Genomic DNA, 17,153 nt, shown 5'->3' on the forward strand with positions numbered 1-17,153 from the left:
GCCGCATTGTGCGCTGAAGTGCCGCCGGCTCCAATGAAGGCATGAACGAAACGATCTACTTCTATGGATTGCTGGCGGGGGTGTTCCTGTTGGCCGGGGTGGTCAAGGGCGTGACCGGCATGGGCCTGCCGACCGTGGCGATGGGGCTGCTGGGCGGCGCACTGTCGCCGGTTGCGGCAGCCTCGATGCTGTTCATTCCCACCTTTGTCACCAATGCCTGGCAGCTGCTGTCCGGGCCATCGGTGGGGCAGATCGTGCGGCGGCTGTGGCCGATGATGCTGGCGGTGGTGATCGCTACGCTCGGTGCCGCCGCGTTGCTGGTGCGGGTGGATCGTGATGTCTCGCGTGCCGCGTTGGGCGTGGCGCTGGTGGTCTACGCCGGGTACGCGTTGCTGGCGCCGGTGTTGCGGGTACCGGCTCGGCGCGAGCGCTGGCTCGGACCACTGGTGGGCGCGATGTCCGGCGTGGTGACCGGCGCAACCGGCGTGTTCGTGATGCCGGCAGTGCCCTACCTGCAGTCGCTGGGGTTGCAGCGCGACGAGCTGGTGCAGGCGCTGGGGCTTGCATTCACGGTGTCCACCATTTCGCTGACCACAGGCTTGGTGCTGCACGGTGCGTTCGGTGTGCAGCAGCTCGGCCTGAGCGCGTTGGCGGTGGTGCCGTCGCTGGCCGGGATGTGGCTGGGGCAAGTGATCCGCCAGCGCATCAGTGCGCGGGTATTCCGTGCCTGCTTCCTCGGCTTCCTGTTGCTGCTTGGCCTGGAGCTGGTGCTGCGTTCGTGCTGGTGATGCCGGCTGGAGGCCAGACAAGAAAAAACCCGCTTTCGCGGGTGTTTTTCATTCTCGACATGGTGCCCAGGAGAGGACTCGAACCTCCACGAAGTTGCCCCCGCTAGCACCTGAAGCTAGTGCGTCTACCAATTCCGCCACCTGGGCGTCGAGGAGGAGAATTATGCGGTGCCGTGACGGAAGTGTCAACACCCCTGTGAAATCCCTGCGACCGCAGCGTCCGGTAGATCCACGCCATGCGTGGATGGGCGCCGCATCCGGATTACAGGCAAAAAAAATCCCCGCCGAAGCGAGGAGTTTTTTCGTTGGTGCCCAGAAGAGGACTCGAACCTCCACGGTTTTACCCGCTAGTACCTGAAACTAGTGCGTCTACCAATTCCGCCATCTGGGCGTTCCAGAGGCGCAATTGTGAAGATGAACCGGGGGGCTGTCAACGATTTCCCGAAAATTCTTAATGGGGATGCTTCAACCGGTCTGCTGACCCGTTCTGCACGCCCGCAACGGCTACCATGGAGGGCGATGACTACCAAAAAACCAAGCAAGGGCGGGAGCAAGTCCCGCAGTGAAGCCCCCAACAAGGGTGCCAAGGCCGGCCAGGCCCGCAACAACAAGCCAGGCAAGCCGTTGCCGGGCTGGCTCCCCACACTGGCCGAAGGTGGCGCGCCGCCGTCTGGTCGAGGCCGCCGCAACGCAGAGGCACCTGGCCCCGCGCCGGGCCGCAAGCTGCCGCCGACGGGCAAGGTGATCGACGATCCCTATGCGTCCCGCGAAGCAGAAAAGTACGAACAACCCATCGCCAGCCGCGAGGCCATCCTGGCCCTGCTGGAGCGCTGCGAAGGGCCGCAGACCGCTGAAGAACTCGGTGCGCGCCTGGGCCTGACCGCACCGGACCGTGCCGAAGCGCTGTCGCGCCGGCTCGGCGCCATGGTCCGCGATGGCCAGCTGGTGCAGAACCGCCGCGGCGGTTTCGCGCCCATCCAGACCTTGAATCTGGTCACCGGCGTGGTGATCGCCAATCCGGAAGGGTTCGGCTTCCTGCGCCCGGTTGAAGGCGGCGACGACCTGTTCCTGCCGCCGTACGAAATGCGCAAGGTGATGCACGGCGACAAGGTGTTGGCCCGTGTCACCGGCATCGATCACCGCGGCCGTCGCGAAGGCAGCATCGCCCGTGTGCTGGAGCGCGGCATGACGCGCCTGATCGGCCGCTTCAGCGTCGAGATGGGCATCAACTACGTGGTGCCCGATGACAAGCGCATCCAGCGCAACGTGCAGGTACCACCGGACCAGACCGGCGGCGCGCGCGATGGCCAGCTGGTCGTCTGCGAACTGACCCAGGCACCGGACAGCCGCCGTCCGCCGATCGGTCGCATCATCGCCGTGCTTGGCGACAAGCTGACTGCATCGCTGGTGGTGGAGACTGCGATTCACGGCCACGAGCTGCCGTTCGAGTTCCCGCAGGAGGTGCTGGACGAAGCCGCCTCGGTGCCGCTGGTGGTCGAGCCGGCGATGATCGGGGACCGCGTCGACCTGCGCAGCACGCCGCTGGTCACCATCGATGGCGAGGACGCCAAGGACTTCGACGACGCGGTGTACTGCGAGCCGAACGCCGATGGCTTCCGCCTGGTGGTCGCCATTGCCGACGTCTCCAACTACGTTCGTCCCGGTACGCCGTTGGATGATGAAGCACAGAAGCGCGCGACCTCGGTGTACTTCCCGGGTTTCGTGGTGCCGATGCTGCCGGAGACGCTGTCCAACGGCATCTGTTCGCTGATGCCGAAGGTCGACCGCATGTGCTTTGTCTGCGACATGCAGATCGACCGCGAAGGCGTCGTCACCCACTCGCGCTTCTACGAAGCGGTGATGAATTCGCACGCGCGCCTGACCTACACCCAGGTGTGGCAGGCGGTAGGCGAGGATGATGCCGGTGCCAAGGCGTTCATCGGCGACCTGCTGCCGCAGGTGCAGCGCCTGCACCAGCTGTACAAGGTGCTGTCCAAGGCGCGCAGCAAGCGTGGCGCGATCGAGTTTGAAAGCAGCGAAGTCCGCTTCGTGCTCGACAATCGCGGCGAAGTCACCCAGGCCGGCATGCTGGTGCGCAACGATGCGCACAAGCTGATCGAGGAATGCATGATCGCGGCCAACGTGGAGGCGGCCAAGTACCTGCTGTCGCGCCATGTGCCGGCGCCTTACCGCGTGCATGAGAAGCCGCCGGAGACCAAGTACGCCGATCTGCTGGAGTTCCTCAAGGAGTTCAAGCTGAGTCTGCCGCCGTGGTCGAAGGTGCGCCCGGGCGACTACACCAAGCTGCTGAAGAAGATCCGCGACCGTCCCGATGCCACGCTGCTGGAATCGGTGCTGCTGCGCAGCCAGAGCCTGGCCGTGTACAGCCCCGACAACAATGGTCACTTCGGCCTGGCGCTGGAGGCGTACGCGCACTTCACCTCACCGATCCGTCGTTACCCGGATCTGCTGGTGCATCGTGCGATCAAGCATGCGCTGTCGGGCAAGCCGCTGGACAAGTTCACCTACAACGCCCGCGAGATGGCCGCATTGGCTCTGCAGTGCTCTGAGCGTGAGCGTCGTGCCGACGAGGCCGAACGCGAAGTTGACGAGCGCTACCGCGCCGCGTGGATGGAAAAGCACGTGGGTGGCCAGTTCGACGGCGTGATCAGCGGCGTCACCAGCTTCGGCCTGTTCGTGGAACTGGATGAGTCGAAGGTGCAGGGGCTGGTGCACGTGACCCAGCTGCCGCAGGACTATTACAAGTTCGACGCGACACGAAAGACGTTGACCGGTGAGCGCCGTGGCAGCAGTTACCGCCTGGGGGACCAGGTGCGCATCCTGGTACTGAAGGCCAGCATGGAAGAGCGCAAGATCGACTTCCGTCTGGTCGAGCACAAGGGCGAGGAAGAGGTGGCAAGCCCGGCCCCGTTGCCCGAGCGCGGCAAGCCGGCCAAGCGCACGAAAAAGCAGTATTGACCGACGGCCGTGGTAGTGCCGGCCCCTGGCCGGCATCCTCGGTAGCGCAGGGGTGCCGGTCTCGATTGGCACATCCCCCCATCGGTAGGTGTCGACCTTGGTCGACACGATATTCCGGAGGAACGCAGCAATGCAGGGCCAACCCGAATACAGCGGCGGCTGCCAGTGCGGTGCGATCCGCTTCCAGGTGCGTGGCGAGCTGACCGACAGTTCGATCTGCCACTGCCGGATGTGCCAGAAGGCCTTCGGCGCGTACTACGCGCCGCTGGTCTCGGTGCGCGGCGTGCAGTTCAGCTGGACCCGCGGCCAACCGCGTTATTTCCAGTCCTCCAACGTGGTGCGGCGCGGGTTCTGCGCCGACTGCGGCACGCCGTTGACCTACGAAGCACCCGATGGCGTGGCGGTGGCCGCCGGTGCCTTCGATCAGCCTGAGCGCCTGCCGCCGACCATCCAGTATGGCGTCGAGCGCAAGCTGCCCTTCGTCGACGGGCTGGGCAGGCTGCCGGCACGCCGCACCGAAGAGGATGTCGCCGCACTGGAGTTCCTGGCCACGATCGTGTCCCACCAGCACCCCGACCACGACACCCCGCACTGGCCGCCGCGCAGCCGTCCGGCCGAAGGGTGAACGGCGGGTAGCGCCGGGCCATGCCCGGCGAGGGCGAAGCGCGGCCGCCCCCGATGCTCTACCATAGCCACCCCCTTTCCGGTCCTGCCCGCATGAGCAAGAACAGCCAGTGGATCGTCGGCGTCAACGCCGTCGCCTCCTCCATCGAGAACGACGCCGAGAACGTCCGCGAAGTGCTGGTCGAGGCCGGTGCGAAGAACCCGCGCCTGACCGAGATCGAGGAAAACGCCCGCCGCAAGGGCATCGACGTGCGCAAGGTCAACAGCCAGGCGCTGGACGGCGTGGGCGGTTCGGTGCGCCACCAGGGCGTGGCCGCGCGCTATGCCGCCGCCCGCACCTACAGCGAGAACGAGCTGGAAGGCCTGGTCACTGCTGCGGAAGGCAAGGCACTGCTGCTGGTGCTGGACGAAGTGCAGGACCCGCACAACCTCGGCGCCTGCCTGCGCTCGGCCGCCGCAGCCGGTGCCACCGCCGTGATCATTCCCAAGGACAAGTCGGCCACGGTCAACGCCACCGTGCGCAAGACTTCGGCCGGCGCCGCCGACCGCATCCCGGTGGTGGCGGTGACCAACCTGTCGCGCTGCCTGAAGGACCTGCAGAAGCAGGGCGTCTGGATCTACGGCCTGGCCGGTGAGGCCACCGCGTCGCTGTACCAGCTGGACCTGAAGGGCAACATCGCCCTGGTGCTGGGCGGCGAAGCCGATGGCCTGCGCCGCCTGACCCGCGAGAACTGCGACGGTCTGGTCAAGATTCCGATGCCGGGCGAGATCGAGAGCCTGAACGTTTCGGTCGCTGCCGGCGTCAGCCTGTTCGAGGTCGTGCGCCAGCGCGGTTGATCGGCATCGCCGCAGCGTGATCGGGGGCAGATTCCTTTCCCTTGGGAAAGGGATCTCGCCCTTTCTTCTGCCGGACCCCCAATCCACGCATGGCGGGGATCTACCGTGTCGACCAAGGTCGACACCTACCGGGCAGGTGGTAGCCGCCAACCTTGGTTGGCGCTCCTGGTGCCTTACCCCGCGCTGCCGCCCAGTGCCTTGAACAGCGTCACGTCGTTGTTCAACTGGCTCTGCCGCACCCGCGCCAGTGACAGTTCCGCATCGCGCCGGGTCTGCTGTGCTTCCAGCCAGGTGCGCAGGTCGGTGGCGCCCACGCGATAGCGCACTTCCTGCGCGCGCTCCACTTCCACCGCTTCGTCGTAAGACGCCTGCGAGGCGGTCACCTGGCGCAGCAGCTGCTCACGGGCGGACAGGGCGTTGTCCACCTCCGACAGCGCGGTGTACAGCGTCTTGCGGAAGTTGGTGGCAGCGATCTGGTAGTTGGTACCGGCCACGTCCGCATCCAGCTGCGCGCGCTGCAGGTTGAGGAAAGGCAGCGACAGGCCAGCCCCGAGCGTCGCCACCGGATTGCGCAGTACATCGCCCAGCGAGGTCGCGCTGGAACCCAGGCTGCCGGTCAGGCTCAATGCCGGGTAGTACTGGGTAGCGGTCACCCGGATCGTCTTCAGGCTGTTGCGCAGACGCAGTTCGGCTGCACGCAGGTCGGGCCGGCGACCGAGCAGGTCGGCCGGCAGGCCTTCGGCAATGGTCGGGCTCTGCGCCTCCAGCAGGTTCTGCGGTTCGTCCTGCTGCGGCCACGGCGTGCCATCCAGCAGCACGGTCAGCGCATTGCGCACTTCCACCCGCTGTTGCTCCAGCGCGCTCTGCGCCGAACGCTGCGACTGCAGGTTCTGCAGTGCCTGGCGTACTTCCAGCCGCGATACCGCACCGGCATCGAAGCGTGCCTGCACCAGTTCATGCGTGCGTTGCAGCCGCTCGAGGTTGGCCTGGCCGGTGGCGATGGACTGGTTGAGGTAGGCCAGCGCCCAGTACTGGTTGATGACATCGCCGATCACCAGCAGGGCGGTGTTCTGCCGGTCTTCCTCGCTGGCGTCCGCCTCCCAGCGGGCAATGTCGCGCTGGGTGCGCAGGCGGCCCCACAGGTCCACCTCCCACCCCAGCGACACACCGGTGGAATAGTTGCGTCGCCAGTCGTCGGCCTGATCGGTGGCGCGGCTGCCACTGCCGCTCACGCCGGACGAGGACGGCTGCGGCCACAGCGCGTTGCTGGCCAGGCCGGCCTGCAGGCGTGCACGCTGCACGGCCAGGCCGGCAGCACCGAGGTCGCTGTTGGCGGCCAGCGCCTGCGCAACCAGGCGGTCCAGGCGCTCATCGCCGAAACCGGACCACCAGTGGTCCTGACGGATGTCGCGGGCCGGGGTGTCCAGGCCACTGCGCGGGTCGTCGGCCGGCGCGTTGAGGGTCGCATCGCCACGACCATAGGTGGCGGCAACGCTGGGGTCTTCAACCGGATAGCGGCCTACCGAAGCGCAGGCGGAGAGTGCAAGCAGCACGGCGCCGGCCAGCAGCAGGCGCGAGGGAGTGGGGAAGGGCAGTCGGGTCATCATCTTCATTCGCGTGCCAGGGCCTCCACCGGGTCGAGCTGGGCGGCACTGCGTGCCGGCAGGAAGCCGAACGCCACGCCGATCAGGGTCGAGCAGGCGAAGGCGGCAATGATGGAAGCGGTGGAGAACAGCACCTGGAAATCGCTGGCGAAACGGCCGATCAATACGCCCATCAACAATGCCAGGCCGATGCCGAGCAGTCCGCCGAGCAGGCACACCAGCACCGCTTCGATCAGGAACTGCTGGCGGATATCGCTCTGCCGCGCACCCACCGCCATGCGCACGCCGATCTCGCGGGTACGCTCGGTGACCGAGACCAGCATGATGTTCATCACGCCGATGCCACCAACCAGCAGGGCGATGGCGGCGATGGCGCCGATCAGCAGGGTCATCGTGCGCGTGGTCTGTTCGATCGTGTCGCGGATCTCGGCGCTGTTGCTGAGGAAGAAGTCCTCGGTGCCGTGGCGCATGGTCAGCAACCGGGTGATTGCTTCCTGCGCCGCATCCATCGGCGTTTCATCGTTCACCCGCACGGTGATGCTGGAAACGTGGCTCTGCCCGAGCATGCGCGACATCACCGTGGTGTAGGGCACGAACACGCTCAGGCTGGTGCTGCCGCCGAAACCGAAGCTCTGCTTCTTGGCCACCCCGACCACGCGCACCGGTACGTTGCCCAGCAGGATCACCTGGCCGATCGGGTCGCTGTCAGGGAAGAACTGGGTCCTGGTGTTCTCATCGATCACCGCCACCTGGCCGAGTCCCTTCACCGCATCGGTGTCGAAGAAGCTGCCGCTGAGCAGGCTCACGCCCTTCACCCGGAAGTACTGCTCACCAACGCCGCTGATCTGCGCGGTGGCCGACTGGTTGCGGTAGCGCGCGGTGACCGAACTGGACACGCTGGGGGTGGCGCTGTCGACGTAGCTCTGCCGTGACAGAGCATCGGCATCGCTGGCCTTGAGGGTCTGCACCCGCGCCGAACGCATGTCGCCGAATCCGCGACCGGGGTAGACGTCGATGGTGTTGGTACCCAGTGCGCTGATGTTCTGCAGGATCTGCTGCTGCGAGCCGTTGCCCAGTGCCACCACCGATACCACCGAAGCGATGCCGATGATGATGCCGAGCATGGTCAGGAAGGTGCGCAGGCGGTGGGCGTTCATTGCCAGCAGGGCCATCCGGAACGCTTCGGTGAAGCGGTCGCGGGCGGCCTGCCAGCTGCTGCCGTGGGCGACGCCCGTGCTCGGTTCGCGTTGCGCACGGTAGCTGGGCGCGGCCGGATTGGCGCGGTCGGCGATGATCTCGCCGTCGCGGATCTCGATGATGCGCTGTGCGTGCTCGGCCACGCTCATGTCGTGGGTGACGATGATGATGGTATGACCTTCGGCATGCAGCTCGCCGAGGATGGCCATCACCTCTTCGCCGGATTTCGTATCGAGGGCGCCGGTCGGTTCGTCGGCCAGGATCACCTCGCCACCGTTCATCAACGCACGCGCGATCGACACGCGCTGCTGCTGGCCACCGGACAGCTGCCCGGGCTTGTGGTGCATGCGGTCGGCCAGGCCGAGGCGCTGCAGCAGCTGCTCGGCACGCGCGGTGCGCACCGGGCCGGGGCTGCCGGCATAGACCGCCGGCACGGCCACATTGCCGCGCGCGTCGAGATCGCCCAGCAGGTGGTAGCGCTGGAAGATGAAACCGAAGTGCTCGCGGCGCAGCTCGGCCAGCTCGTCGGGCGCCATTTTCCCGGTCTCGCGGCCCGCTACCTGGTAGCTGCCACGGGTCGGGCGGTCCAGGCAGCCGAGGATGTTCATCAGCGTGGACTTGCCCGAGCCGGACTGGCCGACGATGGCCACCATCTCACCAGCATGGATGTCCAGGTTGACGTCGCGCAGCACAGCGATGACGTCCTCGCCGGCCGGGAATTCGCGTCGCAGGTCGCGCAGGCGCAGCAGCGGCGCCGTCGTGCTCATCGGCGCCCCATGCCCGGGCCGCCGACCCGCATCTGCATGCCGCCGCGGTTGCCGCCACCCGCGGCTGCCGCAGCGCCGCCTTCGCCGACCACCACCCGCTCGCCTTCCTGCAGGCCGGACAGGACCTCGACGTTGGCGCCGTTGTTGATGCCGACCTTGACCTTGCGCGGCTGCGGCTGGCCCTTGTCATCGACCACCCGCACGATGCGCTCGCCGTCGCGCGACTTCGGGCCGAGTGCAACGGCCGGCACCATCAGCACGCCCTTGGCCTGCTTCAGCAGCACCGAGACCTGTGCGGTCATGTCGATGCGCAGGGTGCCATCGGGGTTTTCCACGTCGAACAACGCGTTGTAGTAGACCGCGCTGCTGGAGCTGGAACTGGACGAGCTGCTGGAACTGGACGAGCTCTCGTTGGCGATCGACGCCGGCGCCGGATTGATCTGCCGCAGCGTGGCGTGGTACTTGCGGTCCGGGTCGCCCAGCGTGGTGAAGTACACCGGCATGCCGGCCTTGATCTTGACCACGTCGGCCTCGGAGACCTCGGCGTTGACGGTCACCACGTCCAGCCGCGCCAGCATCACGATGGTCGGTGCGGTCTGGTTGGCGTTCACCGTGCGGCCTTCCTCGGCCACCACCGCCACCACGGTGCCATCCATCGGCGCGACGATGCGGGTATAGGCCAGGTTGGCACGGGCGGTGCCCAGTTCGGTTTCGCGGCCCTTGATCTGCGCTTCGTAGGACTGCAGCTGCGCACGCGCGGTCTTCAGCTGGGCCTCGGCGGCATCATATTCCTGGCGCGAGGTGGCTTCGGCCGCCAGCATCTGCTGCTGGCGTGCGAACTCCAGTTCGGCCTGCCGCAGGGTGGCCTGCTGCACCGCGCGCTGCGCGGTCACCTGGTCCAGCGAGGCCTGTGCGTTGAGTACCTGGTTCTGCTGGGTGGTGGCGTCGATCTCGGCGATCAGGTCGCCTTCCTTCACCGTATCGCCCAGCTGCACCTTCAGCGACTTGATCTGGCCGGAGGCCTGCGCACCGACGCTGACCAGCTTGTAGGCGTCGATCACGCCGGTCGCTTCCACCGTCTGCTCGATGTCGCCGCGGCTGACCGGGGTGGTCGCCAGGGCCGGTGCGGCCGGCTTGCGCAGCAGCCACCAGGCGGAAACGGCGGCGATCAGGACAAGCAGGGCGATCAACATCAGGCGACCCTTGCGGGTCGCGGGCAACAGGCGGGAGATCACGTGGCGGCTTCACTCTGGGGGCCGCAGTGGCGGCGTTGGTGGGCATTGTGAAGATCGAGCGACGCTGTGCTCAATCCTCGGGGTGTGTCTCTATGTAACACTGTCTGCGAGACGGCGTATCAGCAGGTATCCCGCACTGCGGGGGATACAGTGGTACGCATTGGCCTGGATGCGGTTCAGCTGCCGACACGGGATGATTCGCGACATGGAGACTGAAAACCCGATGCACCGTTTGCTGATCGTCGATGACGACAACGATATCCGCACCCTGCTGGCCGAGCAGCTCGGCCGCGCTGGCTACCAGGTCAGCACCGCCGCCGATGGCACCAGCATGCGCCAGCTGCTGGAACGCGAGCACGTGGACCTGATCGTGCTCGACCTCAACCTGCCACGCGAAGATGGCCTGACCCTGTGCCGCGACCTCCGCGCGCGCTCGAACACGCCGGTGATCATGCTCACCGCGCGCGCCGAGCCGATCGACCGTGTGCTCGGCCTGGAAATGGGTGCAGACGACTACCTGGCCAAGCCGTTCGAACCGCGCGAACTGCTGGCGCGCATCCGCAACGTGCTGCGCCGTACCGAAGCGCTGCCGGCCAACCTGGAACCGCTGGCGGTGCGCCGTGCGCGTTTCTCGCGCTGGATCTTCGACCTGGAGCATCGCCACCTGGTCGACCCTGACGGGCGCGTGGTGGTGCTGTCCGGCGCCGAGTTCCGCCTGCTGCGGGTGTTCATCGCCCATGCCAACAAGGTGCTCTCGCGCGAGCAGCTGGTTGCCCTCAGCAGCGGCCGCAACTATGAAGCGCAGGACCGGGCGATCGACCTGCAGGTCAGCCGGCTGCGCAACAAGCTGGCCGACGATGGCGGCCCCGACGGCCTGATCAAGACCGTGCGCAACGAAGGCTACGTGCTGGCCTCGGCCGTCAACCTGGAATAAGCCGCGATGAAGCGCCTGCGCCACTTCCTGTCCTCGATGGTCGGACGGCTGTTCGTGATCCTGCTGCTGGGCATGAGCGTGGCCGCGATCGGCGCGACCATGCTGGCCAGTTCCAAGCGGCAGCAGGAATTCGAGCGGCAGAACCTGAACCGCATCGCCGACCGCCTGCAGGGCTACATCAACCTGCTCGACGGCAACCCGGAACTGCGCGAGCGGCTGTTGGAGATCGGTGGCCCCAGCGTGCGCGCACTGCAGCCCGGCGCGCGCATCGGGCGCGCCGACAAGGCGCTGATGGAAGTGCTGGAGGACCGCCCCGGCCCGGTGTCACGGGCACATGTGCACTTTGCCTCGTTCCGTTCGTGCATTCCCAAGCTGCAGGACCTGCTGCCACCGCCACCGCCGGGCCACCACAAGCCGCCACGCGAGCGCGATCCCACCTTCATCCCACCCAAGTGCCGGGCGGTGGACGTGGTGCTCAACGACGGCACGCTGCTGAAGCTCGCCCTGGATTCACCGGCGATCGCGCACAACGGCATCCTCGCCGTGGACCCGCTGTTCCTGACCCTGCTGGTGCTGGCCATTGCCGTGCTGGCGTACGTGGTCGCGCGCATGGCCAGCGCGCCACTGCAGGAGCTGGCGGCAGCGGCCGAGGACCTGGGCGATGACCTGCAGCGGGCGCCACTGCCACTGCGCGGGCCACGCGAGGTGCAGCGCGCCGCCGAGGCCTTCAATGCCATGCAGCATCGGCTGCAGCGCCACCTGGCCGAACGTACGCAGATGCTGGCGGCGATCACCCACGACCTGCAGACGCCGCTGACCCGGCTGCGCCTGCGTTTGGAAAACGTGACCGACGAGACCCTGCGCGAGCGCCTGATCGGCGACCTGGCCGCGATGCAGGCGCTGGTACGCGAGGGTCTGGAACTGGCCCGAAGTGCGGAGAGTGCCGAACAGCGCGCCGCGCTGGACCTGGATTCATTGCTGGAGAGCATCGTCGAGGACACTGCCGAGGACGGCGCTGACGTCGTCTTCGAAGGCCGCAGCGGCGCTGTGCTGATGCTGCGCCCGTTGGCGATGCATCGCCTGTTCTCCAACCTGGTGGACAACGCGGTGATGTACGCACAACGCGCCCGGGTACGTGTCGAGCGCGGCGAGGGCACGATCACGGTGGTCATCGCCGATGACGGTCCTGGGCTGGCGGATGACCAGCTGGAAGCGGTGTTCGACCCGTTCGTGCGGGTGGAGACCTCACGTTCGCGCGAGACCGGCGGTGCCGGCCTGGGCCTGACCATCGCCCGCGCGCTGGCCGAAAAGGATGGCGGCCGACTGTGGTTGCGCAACCGCCCCGAAGGTGGGCTGGAAGCGGTGGTGCAGTGGTCCACCAGCGCCGAGGCGCGGTAGCAGCGGCAATCCCTGTCCAAGGCCCGGTTGCGCCGGGCGCGGTGACGCCGAAGACAGGGTTTGCCCTATCATCTGCGTACTTCCCCATTCTTCGTCCGATGAGCCTGCCCGTTCCTGCCGGCATGCCGCCCTGTGCGGTGCGGCCATTCCTGTTCGCGTCTGCCGGCACCACCGGCATCCGCAGCTGGCCGCCGCCGCTGCGCTGATGGGCGGACAGGGGGCGGAAAGGCGCCGGGCGGGGCGCCACGCGGAACGGATCGGTCGCCTGCTGCGACGGGGCATGCTGTGGCTGCTGCTGGCGATAGCCGCGCCGCTGGCCGCGCAGAGTGGCGCACCGCCGCTGCGCGACTACGCCATCGACGTGTGGACCTCGCGCAATGGGTTGCCGCACAACTCGCTGCGCGACATCGCGCAGACCCCCGAAGGCCACCTGTGGTTCGCCACCTGGGAAGGCCTGGTGCGCTACAACGGCCTGGATTTCACCGTGTTCGACCGCAGCACGCGGCCGGGGCTGCGCGACAACGGCATCGGCGCGCTGCTGGTCGACCCGCAGGGCGGGCTGTGGATCAGCGACTCGCGCGGCAATGTCAGCCACCGCGGCAATGATGGCCAGTGGCGGGTCTGGGAGCATCAACCGGATACGCCGCAGGTGCTGATCCAGTCAATGCAGATGGACAGCCAGGGGCGCCTGTGGCTGCTGTATGAAGGCAAGGGCATCGGCTATCTGACGCCGGACAAGGGCATCGTCTACCAGCGCCCACCGCCGGACCTGCCGCTGGCGATGAGCTTCACCAAGATGGCGGTCGATGCGCAGGACCGGGTCTGGATCGGCACCCTCGACGGCCTGGTGCTGCGTGACAACGACGGCGTGCTGCAGCGCGCGCCGGCGGCGTGGGGCGTGGACAAGGGCCTGTCGTGGCCCTACCGCGCACCCGATGGCGCGCTGTGGATTGTCGCGGGCGAGCGCCTGTACCGGGTGGAGGATGATCGCCTGGTGCTGGTGCACCGGCTGCCCGGCCAGCTGCACTTGACCGCGATGCTGCAGGACCGCCATGGCGACCTGTGGCTGGGCACCGAGAACCAGGGCCTGCTGCGCATTTCGGCGCATGGCCTGGAGCGCCTGCCGGCCGGTCTGAACCTGCCCGGCGGGCGTGTGGTCAGCCTGCGCGAGGATGCCGAGGGCAGCATCTGGGTGGGTGCCAACGGCGGCCTGTACCGCCTGCGCGAAACCCTGTTCAGCAGCTACACCGAGCGCGATGGCCTCAGCGGCGACTACGTGCGCACGGTGCTGGAAGACCGTGACCGCCACCTGTGGGTGGGCAGTGCCAGCGGCCTGGACCTGCAGACTGCTGACGGTCGATTCCGCGCGATGCCGCTGCACAACCGCGGTGGCAAGGCGCCCTCGGTACTGAGCCTGGCCCAGGATGCCGGCGGCGATCTGTGGGTGGGCACCTTCGGCGACGGCATCTACCGGTTGCGCGCCGACGGACGGCTTCGCCACAACTACGCTGCGGCCGATGGCCTGCCCGGCGGCAACATCCGCGCGATCAGCATCGCCCCTGACGGCGTGGTCTGGGCGGGGACGCAGAAGGGCGTGGTCCGCATCGAGGGTGACGAGGTAAGTGTGCCCACGGTTCCCGGCATGCCGGCGGGCCTGACCACCGCGCTGGAACACGATCACCAGGGGAATCTGTGGATCGGCACCATCGAAGGCGTCCGCGTGCTGCGTGGTGATCGCGTGCAGTCGATCGACCTGGCGCCGCTGGGCGGTGGCCGCAGCGTGTTCGGCTTCCACCAGATCGGCGATGCGATGTGGATCAGCAGTGACCGTGGGCTGTACCGCTGGCAGCGCGGCACGCTGGCGCGCGTGGGCCTGGAGCAGGGCATGCCGGTGGATGCGGTGTTCCAGCTGGTGCCCGACCGGCTGGGCAATGTGTGGATCAGCAGCAACCGCGGTGTGCTGCGTACCGATATGGCAACGCTCAACGCCGTGGCCGACGGACGCGCGCCGCGGGTAACCGTGGAGCGTTACAACGAAATCGACGGCATGGCCAATGCGCAGGCCAACGGCAGCTCCGGACCCTCGGCGATCCTGCGCCAGGACGGCACGTTCTGGGTGGTGACCGCCGGTGGCCTGAGCACGGTCGATCCGCAGCGGCTGCAGCGCTTCCGCGAGCGTCCGGCGCCGCCTGCGGCGATCGAGAACGTACAGGTGGACGGTGCGCCGGTGCACTGGGAAGGCCGCGAGCGCAACCTGATTCCCGGTGGGCGACGGCTTGCGGTGAGCTACGTGGGCCTGAGCTATCTGATGTCCGACCGCATCCGCTACCGCACGCGGCTGGAGGGTCTGGACAACGGCTGGGTGGAGCGTGGCCCGCAGCGCAGCGTGGAGTTCGTTGGCCTGCCGCCGGGCGACTACACGCTGCACGTGGCCGCTTCGCACCCGGGCGGCAGCTGGGGCCATCAGGAAGCGGTGTGGAGCTTCACTGTCGAACCGTTCTGGTGGCAGCGGCGCAGCGTGCAGGCGCTGACCGGGCTGGTGCTGCTGGCCGCGCTGGTAGCGCTGTACCGCTTCCTGCTGCAGCAGTACAAGGCCAGCAACCTGCGCCTGGCACGGCGCGTGGATGAGGCAACCTTCGACCTGCAGGCGCAGACCGTGCACCTGCAGGCGTTGAACCAGGAAAAGACCGAGCTGGCCGAGCGCCTGGCGCGGCAGGCCGAGGCATTCGAACGACAGGCCCGCGAGGACGCGCTGACCCGGTTGGCCAATCGTCGCGGTTTTGACGAGGCGCTGGCCCGCGATTTCGCCCGCGCCCAGCGCAGCGGCCACCCGCTGTGCCTGGTGGTGCTGGACATCGACCACTTCAAGGACGTCAACGACCAGCACAGCCACAGCGTTGGTGATGCGGTACTGGTGGAAGTGGCCCAGGTGATTGCAGCGGCCAGTCGCGATTCGGACCTGCCGGCACGCACCGGCGGCGAAGAATTCGCGCTGCTGCTCAACGACACCCGGCTGGAGGAGGCAGCGCAACTGTGCGCGCGCCTGCGTGGCCTGTTCCATGACCACCCGGACTGGGCCGGCATACCGGGCCTGCGGGTGACCTTCAGTGCCGGCCTGGTGGAACTGGATGGCGACGACCGCACCCCGGCGCTGCTGTACCAGCGCGCCGACCGTGCGCTGTACCGCGCGAAGAGCGACGGCCGCGATCGTACGAGTATCGGTTGATCAAGTGCGAAGCATCCACGCATGGCGTGGATCTACTGGAGTGCCGTACCAACGGTCGGCACCCATCGAGCGCAGCGACCCGCTGTTGCCCCCGCTTTTATGATCTTTCCGTGGCGCCCAGGAAACTGTCCGTGGCCGGGCGGGTGGGCTGCGCAGGGGCGTGAGCCGCATGGATGCGGCGACCGAGCTTACAGGGATGTACTTGCAGCGTCCCCTGCGCAGTCCACCCGCCCGGCCTTGCGCCGAATCGCTGTCAGCCCGCCACGAGGGGCTCCGCCGTTGGCTGCCTTACCGCGGCCAGGCGTTGGCAATCGTGCAGAACAACCGCGCCGTCTGCTCGGTGTCATACACCGCGCTGTGCGCCTCGTTGGCATCCCAGCCCAGCCCGGCCGCCGTGGCCGCGCGCGCCAGCACGGTCTGACCGTAGGCGATACCCGCCAAAGTGACCGTGTCGAACACGCTGAACGGATGGAACGGATTGCGCTTGTGCCCGGTACGGGCCACCGCAGCGTTGACGAAGCCCAGGTCGAAATGGGCATTGTGGCCGACCAGGATCGCGCGCTGGCAGCCGTACTTCTTCATCGCTGCACGCACCGGAGTGAAGACGTGATCGAGCGCCGCCTTCTCTTCCTTGGCCAGCCGGAACGGATGGTCGAGGATGATGCCGGTCACTTCCAGCGACTTCGGGTCGATCTCCAGCCCTTCGGCCGGCACCACGTGGGCGCTGGCGGTCTGGCCGGGGTAGAGCAGGCCATTCTCGTCCATCTCGATCGGCACGGCGGCGATTTCCAGCAGTGCATTGCGCTGGCTGTCGAAGCCGCCGGTTTCAACATCCACCACCACCGGCAGAAAGCCGCGGAAGCGTTGTGACATCGCGCGCTGCGCCTGGGGTACGTCGGAAACAGGGGCGGCGGCAGGTGCGGAAGTGGGGTCAGTCATGTGCGGATTCTAGCAGAGCGACCCTGAGCGCCCGGGATCCCGGTAGGTGCCAACCTTGGTTGGCACGCTGTGCGCCGACCAAGGTCGGCGTCTACCGGACCGCGGGCTGCGCCGTGGGGGGCGACGGATACCACCGCTGCAGCACGGCATCCACGCTCAGGCGCCCGGCGCCGGTGAACAGCAGCGGCAGCAGCATCGCCATGAACAGCAGCGGCAGTTTGAAGTTGCCAAAGCCCTGGTCGCTGATCGTGTAGCCCATCGCCAGATCGCCCAGCGAGCCCCATTCGGCTGGCCAGTGCACCGCGTACGTTGCCACGACCGTCAGCACCAGCAGGCTGGCGGCGGCGAAACGGGTACCGAAGCCGAGCAGCAGGCAGGCTGCGCCCAGCAGCTCGAACCAGGTGGCCAACTGCCAGTTCAGCGCAGCAGGCAACTGGTCGAAGGGGAACGGGAACGCGCCCTGCAGGTCGGCGAACCAGTTCTCGCCGTGCAGTTTCTCGCGGCCGGATTCAAAAAATTCCCAGGCCAGCAGTATGCGCAGGCCAAGCGGGGCCAACCACGGGGCGAAGCGGTCCAGCTGGCCGCGGGTTGCGGCCAGGATCGGGGTCTTCATGGGTGAATCTCC

At 67.5% G+C, this 17,153-nt stretch carries 12 protein-coding genes and 2 tRNA genes; 7 read left to right on the top strand and 7 right to left on the bottom strand.

The window, feature by feature from the left end:
• Window positions 1–41 precede the first annotated feature (41 nt).
• Entirely contained in the window at window positions 42–788 is a 747-nt protein-coding gene (locus QP457_RS07420; RefSeq protein ID WP_205403998.1) for a sulfite exporter TauE/SafE family protein, read from the top strand.
• Window positions 789–848: 60 nt separating this feature from the next.
• Here the strand turns inward: QP457_RS07420 and QP457_RS07425 are convergent.
• Together QP457_RS07425 and QP457_RS07430 are read right to left on the bottom strand one after the other, a co-directional pair.
• Window positions 849–935, bottom strand: a tRNA-Leu gene (locus QP457_RS07425).
• Window positions 936–1,094: 159 nt separating this feature from the next.
• Window positions 1,095–1,179: transfer RNA gene (locus tag QP457_RS07430), tRNA-Leu, on the bottom strand.
• A 128-nt stretch (window positions 1,180–1,307) separates the two neighbouring features.
• Between QP457_RS07430 and rnr the strand changes: the two genes are divergently transcribed.
• The 3 genes from rnr to rlmB all read left to right on the top strand — a co-directional run bounded on the left by rnr (window position 1,308) and on the right by rlmB (window position 5,228).
• Window positions 1,308–3,767, top strand: coding sequence for a ribonuclease R (rnr, locus tag QP457_RS07435; RefSeq protein ID WP_205403997.1), 2,460 nt, complete (start codon window positions 1,308–1,310; stop codon window positions 3,765–3,767).
• A gap of 130 nt (window positions 3,768–3,897) precedes the next feature.
• A complete protein-coding gene (locus QP457_RS07440; protein ID WP_205403996.1) occupies window positions 3,898–4,392 on the top strand; it encodes a GFA family protein in 495 nt (164 codons plus the stop codon).
• Window positions 4,393–4,484: 92 nt separating this feature from the next.
• Window positions 4,485–5,228 carry a 23S rRNA (guanosine(2251)-2'-O)-methyltransferase RlmB gene (rlmB, locus tag QP457_RS07445; RefSeq protein ID WP_205403995.1) on the top strand — a complete coding sequence of 248 codons (744 nt, stop codon included), beginning with the start codon at window positions 4,485–4,487 and terminating at the stop codon, window positions 5,226–5,228.
• A gap of 173 nt (window positions 5,229–5,401) precedes the next feature.
• On the opposite strand, the gene QP457_RS07450 is transcribed toward rlmB, so the two are convergent.
• From QP457_RS07450 to QP457_RS07460, 3 genes are read right to left on the bottom strand one after another with little or no spacing between them, the layout of a single operon-like run.
• Window positions 5,402–6,841 carry a TolC family protein gene (locus tag QP457_RS07450; RefSeq protein WP_205403994.1) on the bottom strand — a complete coding sequence of 480 codons (1,440 nt, stop codon included), beginning with the start codon at window positions 6,839–6,841 and terminating at the stop codon, window positions 5,402–5,404.
• On the bottom strand, window positions 6,838–8,796 hold the full coding sequence (locus QP457_RS07455) for a MacB family efflux pump subunit (protein ID WP_108267837.1): 1,959 nt from the start codon (window positions 8,794–8,796) through the stop codon (window positions 6,838–6,840). The genes QP457_RS07450 and QP457_RS07455 overlap by 4 nt, the downstream gene beginning before the upstream one ends.
• Window positions 8,793–10,031 (bottom strand): efflux RND transporter periplasmic adaptor subunit, encoded by a 1,239-nt coding sequence (locus tag QP457_RS07460; RefSeq protein ID WP_205403993.1) that lies wholly within the window; start codon window positions 10,029–10,031, stop codon window positions 8,793–8,795. Before QP457_RS07460 ends, QP457_RS07455 begins: the two co-directional genes overlap by 4 nt.
• A gap of 205 nt (window positions 10,032–10,236) precedes the next feature.
• Between QP457_RS07460 and QP457_RS07465 the strand changes: the two genes are divergently transcribed.
• From QP457_RS07465 to QP457_RS07475, 3 genes are all read left to right on the top strand, one after another.
• Complete coding sequence (locus tag QP457_RS07465; RefSeq protein ID WP_025875399.1) at window positions 10,237–10,965, top strand: response regulator; 729 nt, start codon at window positions 10,237–10,239, stop codon at window positions 10,963–10,965.
• A 6-nt stretch (window positions 10,966–10,971) separates the two neighbouring features.
• Window positions 10,972–12,363 carry an ATP-binding protein gene (locus QP457_RS07470; RefSeq protein WP_099819977.1) on the top strand — a complete coding sequence of 464 codons (1,392 nt, stop codon included), beginning with the start codon at window positions 10,972–10,974 and terminating at the stop codon, window positions 12,361–12,363.
• Window positions 12,364–12,643: 280 nt separating this feature from the next.
• The gene (locus QP457_RS07475) at window positions 12,644–15,589 is read left to right on the top strand and encodes a ligand-binding sensor domain-containing diguanylate cyclase (RefSeq protein WP_240196358.1); all 2,946 of its coding nucleotides are present in this window, start codon (window positions 12,644–12,646) and stop codon (window positions 15,587–15,589) included.
• A 288-nt stretch (window positions 15,590–15,877) separates the two neighbouring features.
• Here QP457_RS07475 and rnt read toward each other — a convergent pair whose 3' ends face one another.
• Both rnt and QP457_RS07485 read right to left on the bottom strand, forming a co-directional pair.
• Entirely contained in the window at window positions 15,878–16,462 is a 585-nt protein-coding gene (gene rnt / locus QP457_RS07480; RefSeq protein WP_032951815.1) for a ribonuclease T, read from the bottom strand.
• Between the two features lie 157 nt (window positions 16,463–16,619).
• Window positions 16,620–17,141 (bottom strand): DoxX family protein, encoded by a 522-nt coding sequence (locus QP457_RS07485; protein WP_205403991.1) that lies wholly within the window; start codon window positions 17,139–17,141, stop codon window positions 16,620–16,622.
• Window positions 17,142–17,153: the final 12 nt, after the last annotated feature.

It is taken from the genome of Stenotrophomonas sp. As-7 (genome assembly GCF_030291015.1).
Lineage (GTDB): Bacteria > Pseudomonadota > Gammaproteobacteria > Xanthomonadales > Xanthomonadaceae > Stenotrophomonas > Stenotrophomonas lactitubi.

Bases quoted from the DNA above. Each gene is read 5' to 3' on its own strand.
- QP457_RS07475 (WP_240196358.1), top strand. From the start codon at position 12,644: ATGCTGTGGCTGCTGCTGGCGATAGCCGCGCCGCTGGCCGCGCAGAGT.
- QP457_RS07470 (WP_099819977.1), top strand. From the start codon at position 10,972: ATGAAGCGCCTGCGCCACTTCCTGTCCTCGATGGTCGGACGGCTGTTC.
- rnr (WP_205403997.1), top strand. From the start codon at position 1,308: ATGACTACCAAAAAACCAAGCAAGGGCGGGAGCAAGTCCCGCAGTGAA.
- QP457_RS07420 (WP_205403998.1), top strand. From the start codon at position 42: ATGAACGAAACGATCTACTTCTATGGATTGCTGGCGGGGGTGTTCCTG.
- QP457_RS07450 (WP_205403994.1), bottom strand. From the start codon at position 6,841: ATGAAGATGATGACCCGACTGCCCTTCCCCACTCCCTCGCGCCTGCTG.
- rnt (WP_032951815.1), bottom strand. From the start codon at position 16,462: ATGTCACAACGCTTCCGCGGCTTTCTGCCGGTGGTGGTGGATGTTGAA.
- QP457_RS07455 (WP_108267837.1), bottom strand. From the start codon at position 8,796: ATGAGCACGACGGCGCCGCTGCTGCGCCTGCGCGACCTGCGACGCGAA.
- QP457_RS07485 (WP_205403991.1), bottom strand. From the start codon at position 17,141: ATGAAGACCCCGATCCTGGCCGCAACCCGCGGCCAGCTGGACCGCTTC.
- QP457_RS07440 (WP_205403996.1), top strand. From the start codon at position 3,898: ATGCAGGGCCAACCCGAATACAGCGGCGGCTGCCAGTGCGGTGCGATC.
- QP457_RS07465 (WP_025875399.1), top strand. From the start codon at position 10,237: ATGGAGACTGAAAACCCGATGCACCGTTTGCTGATCGTCGATGACGAC.
- rlmB (WP_205403995.1), top strand. From the start codon at position 4,485: ATGAGCAAGAACAGCCAGTGGATCGTCGGCGTCAACGCCGTCGCCTCC.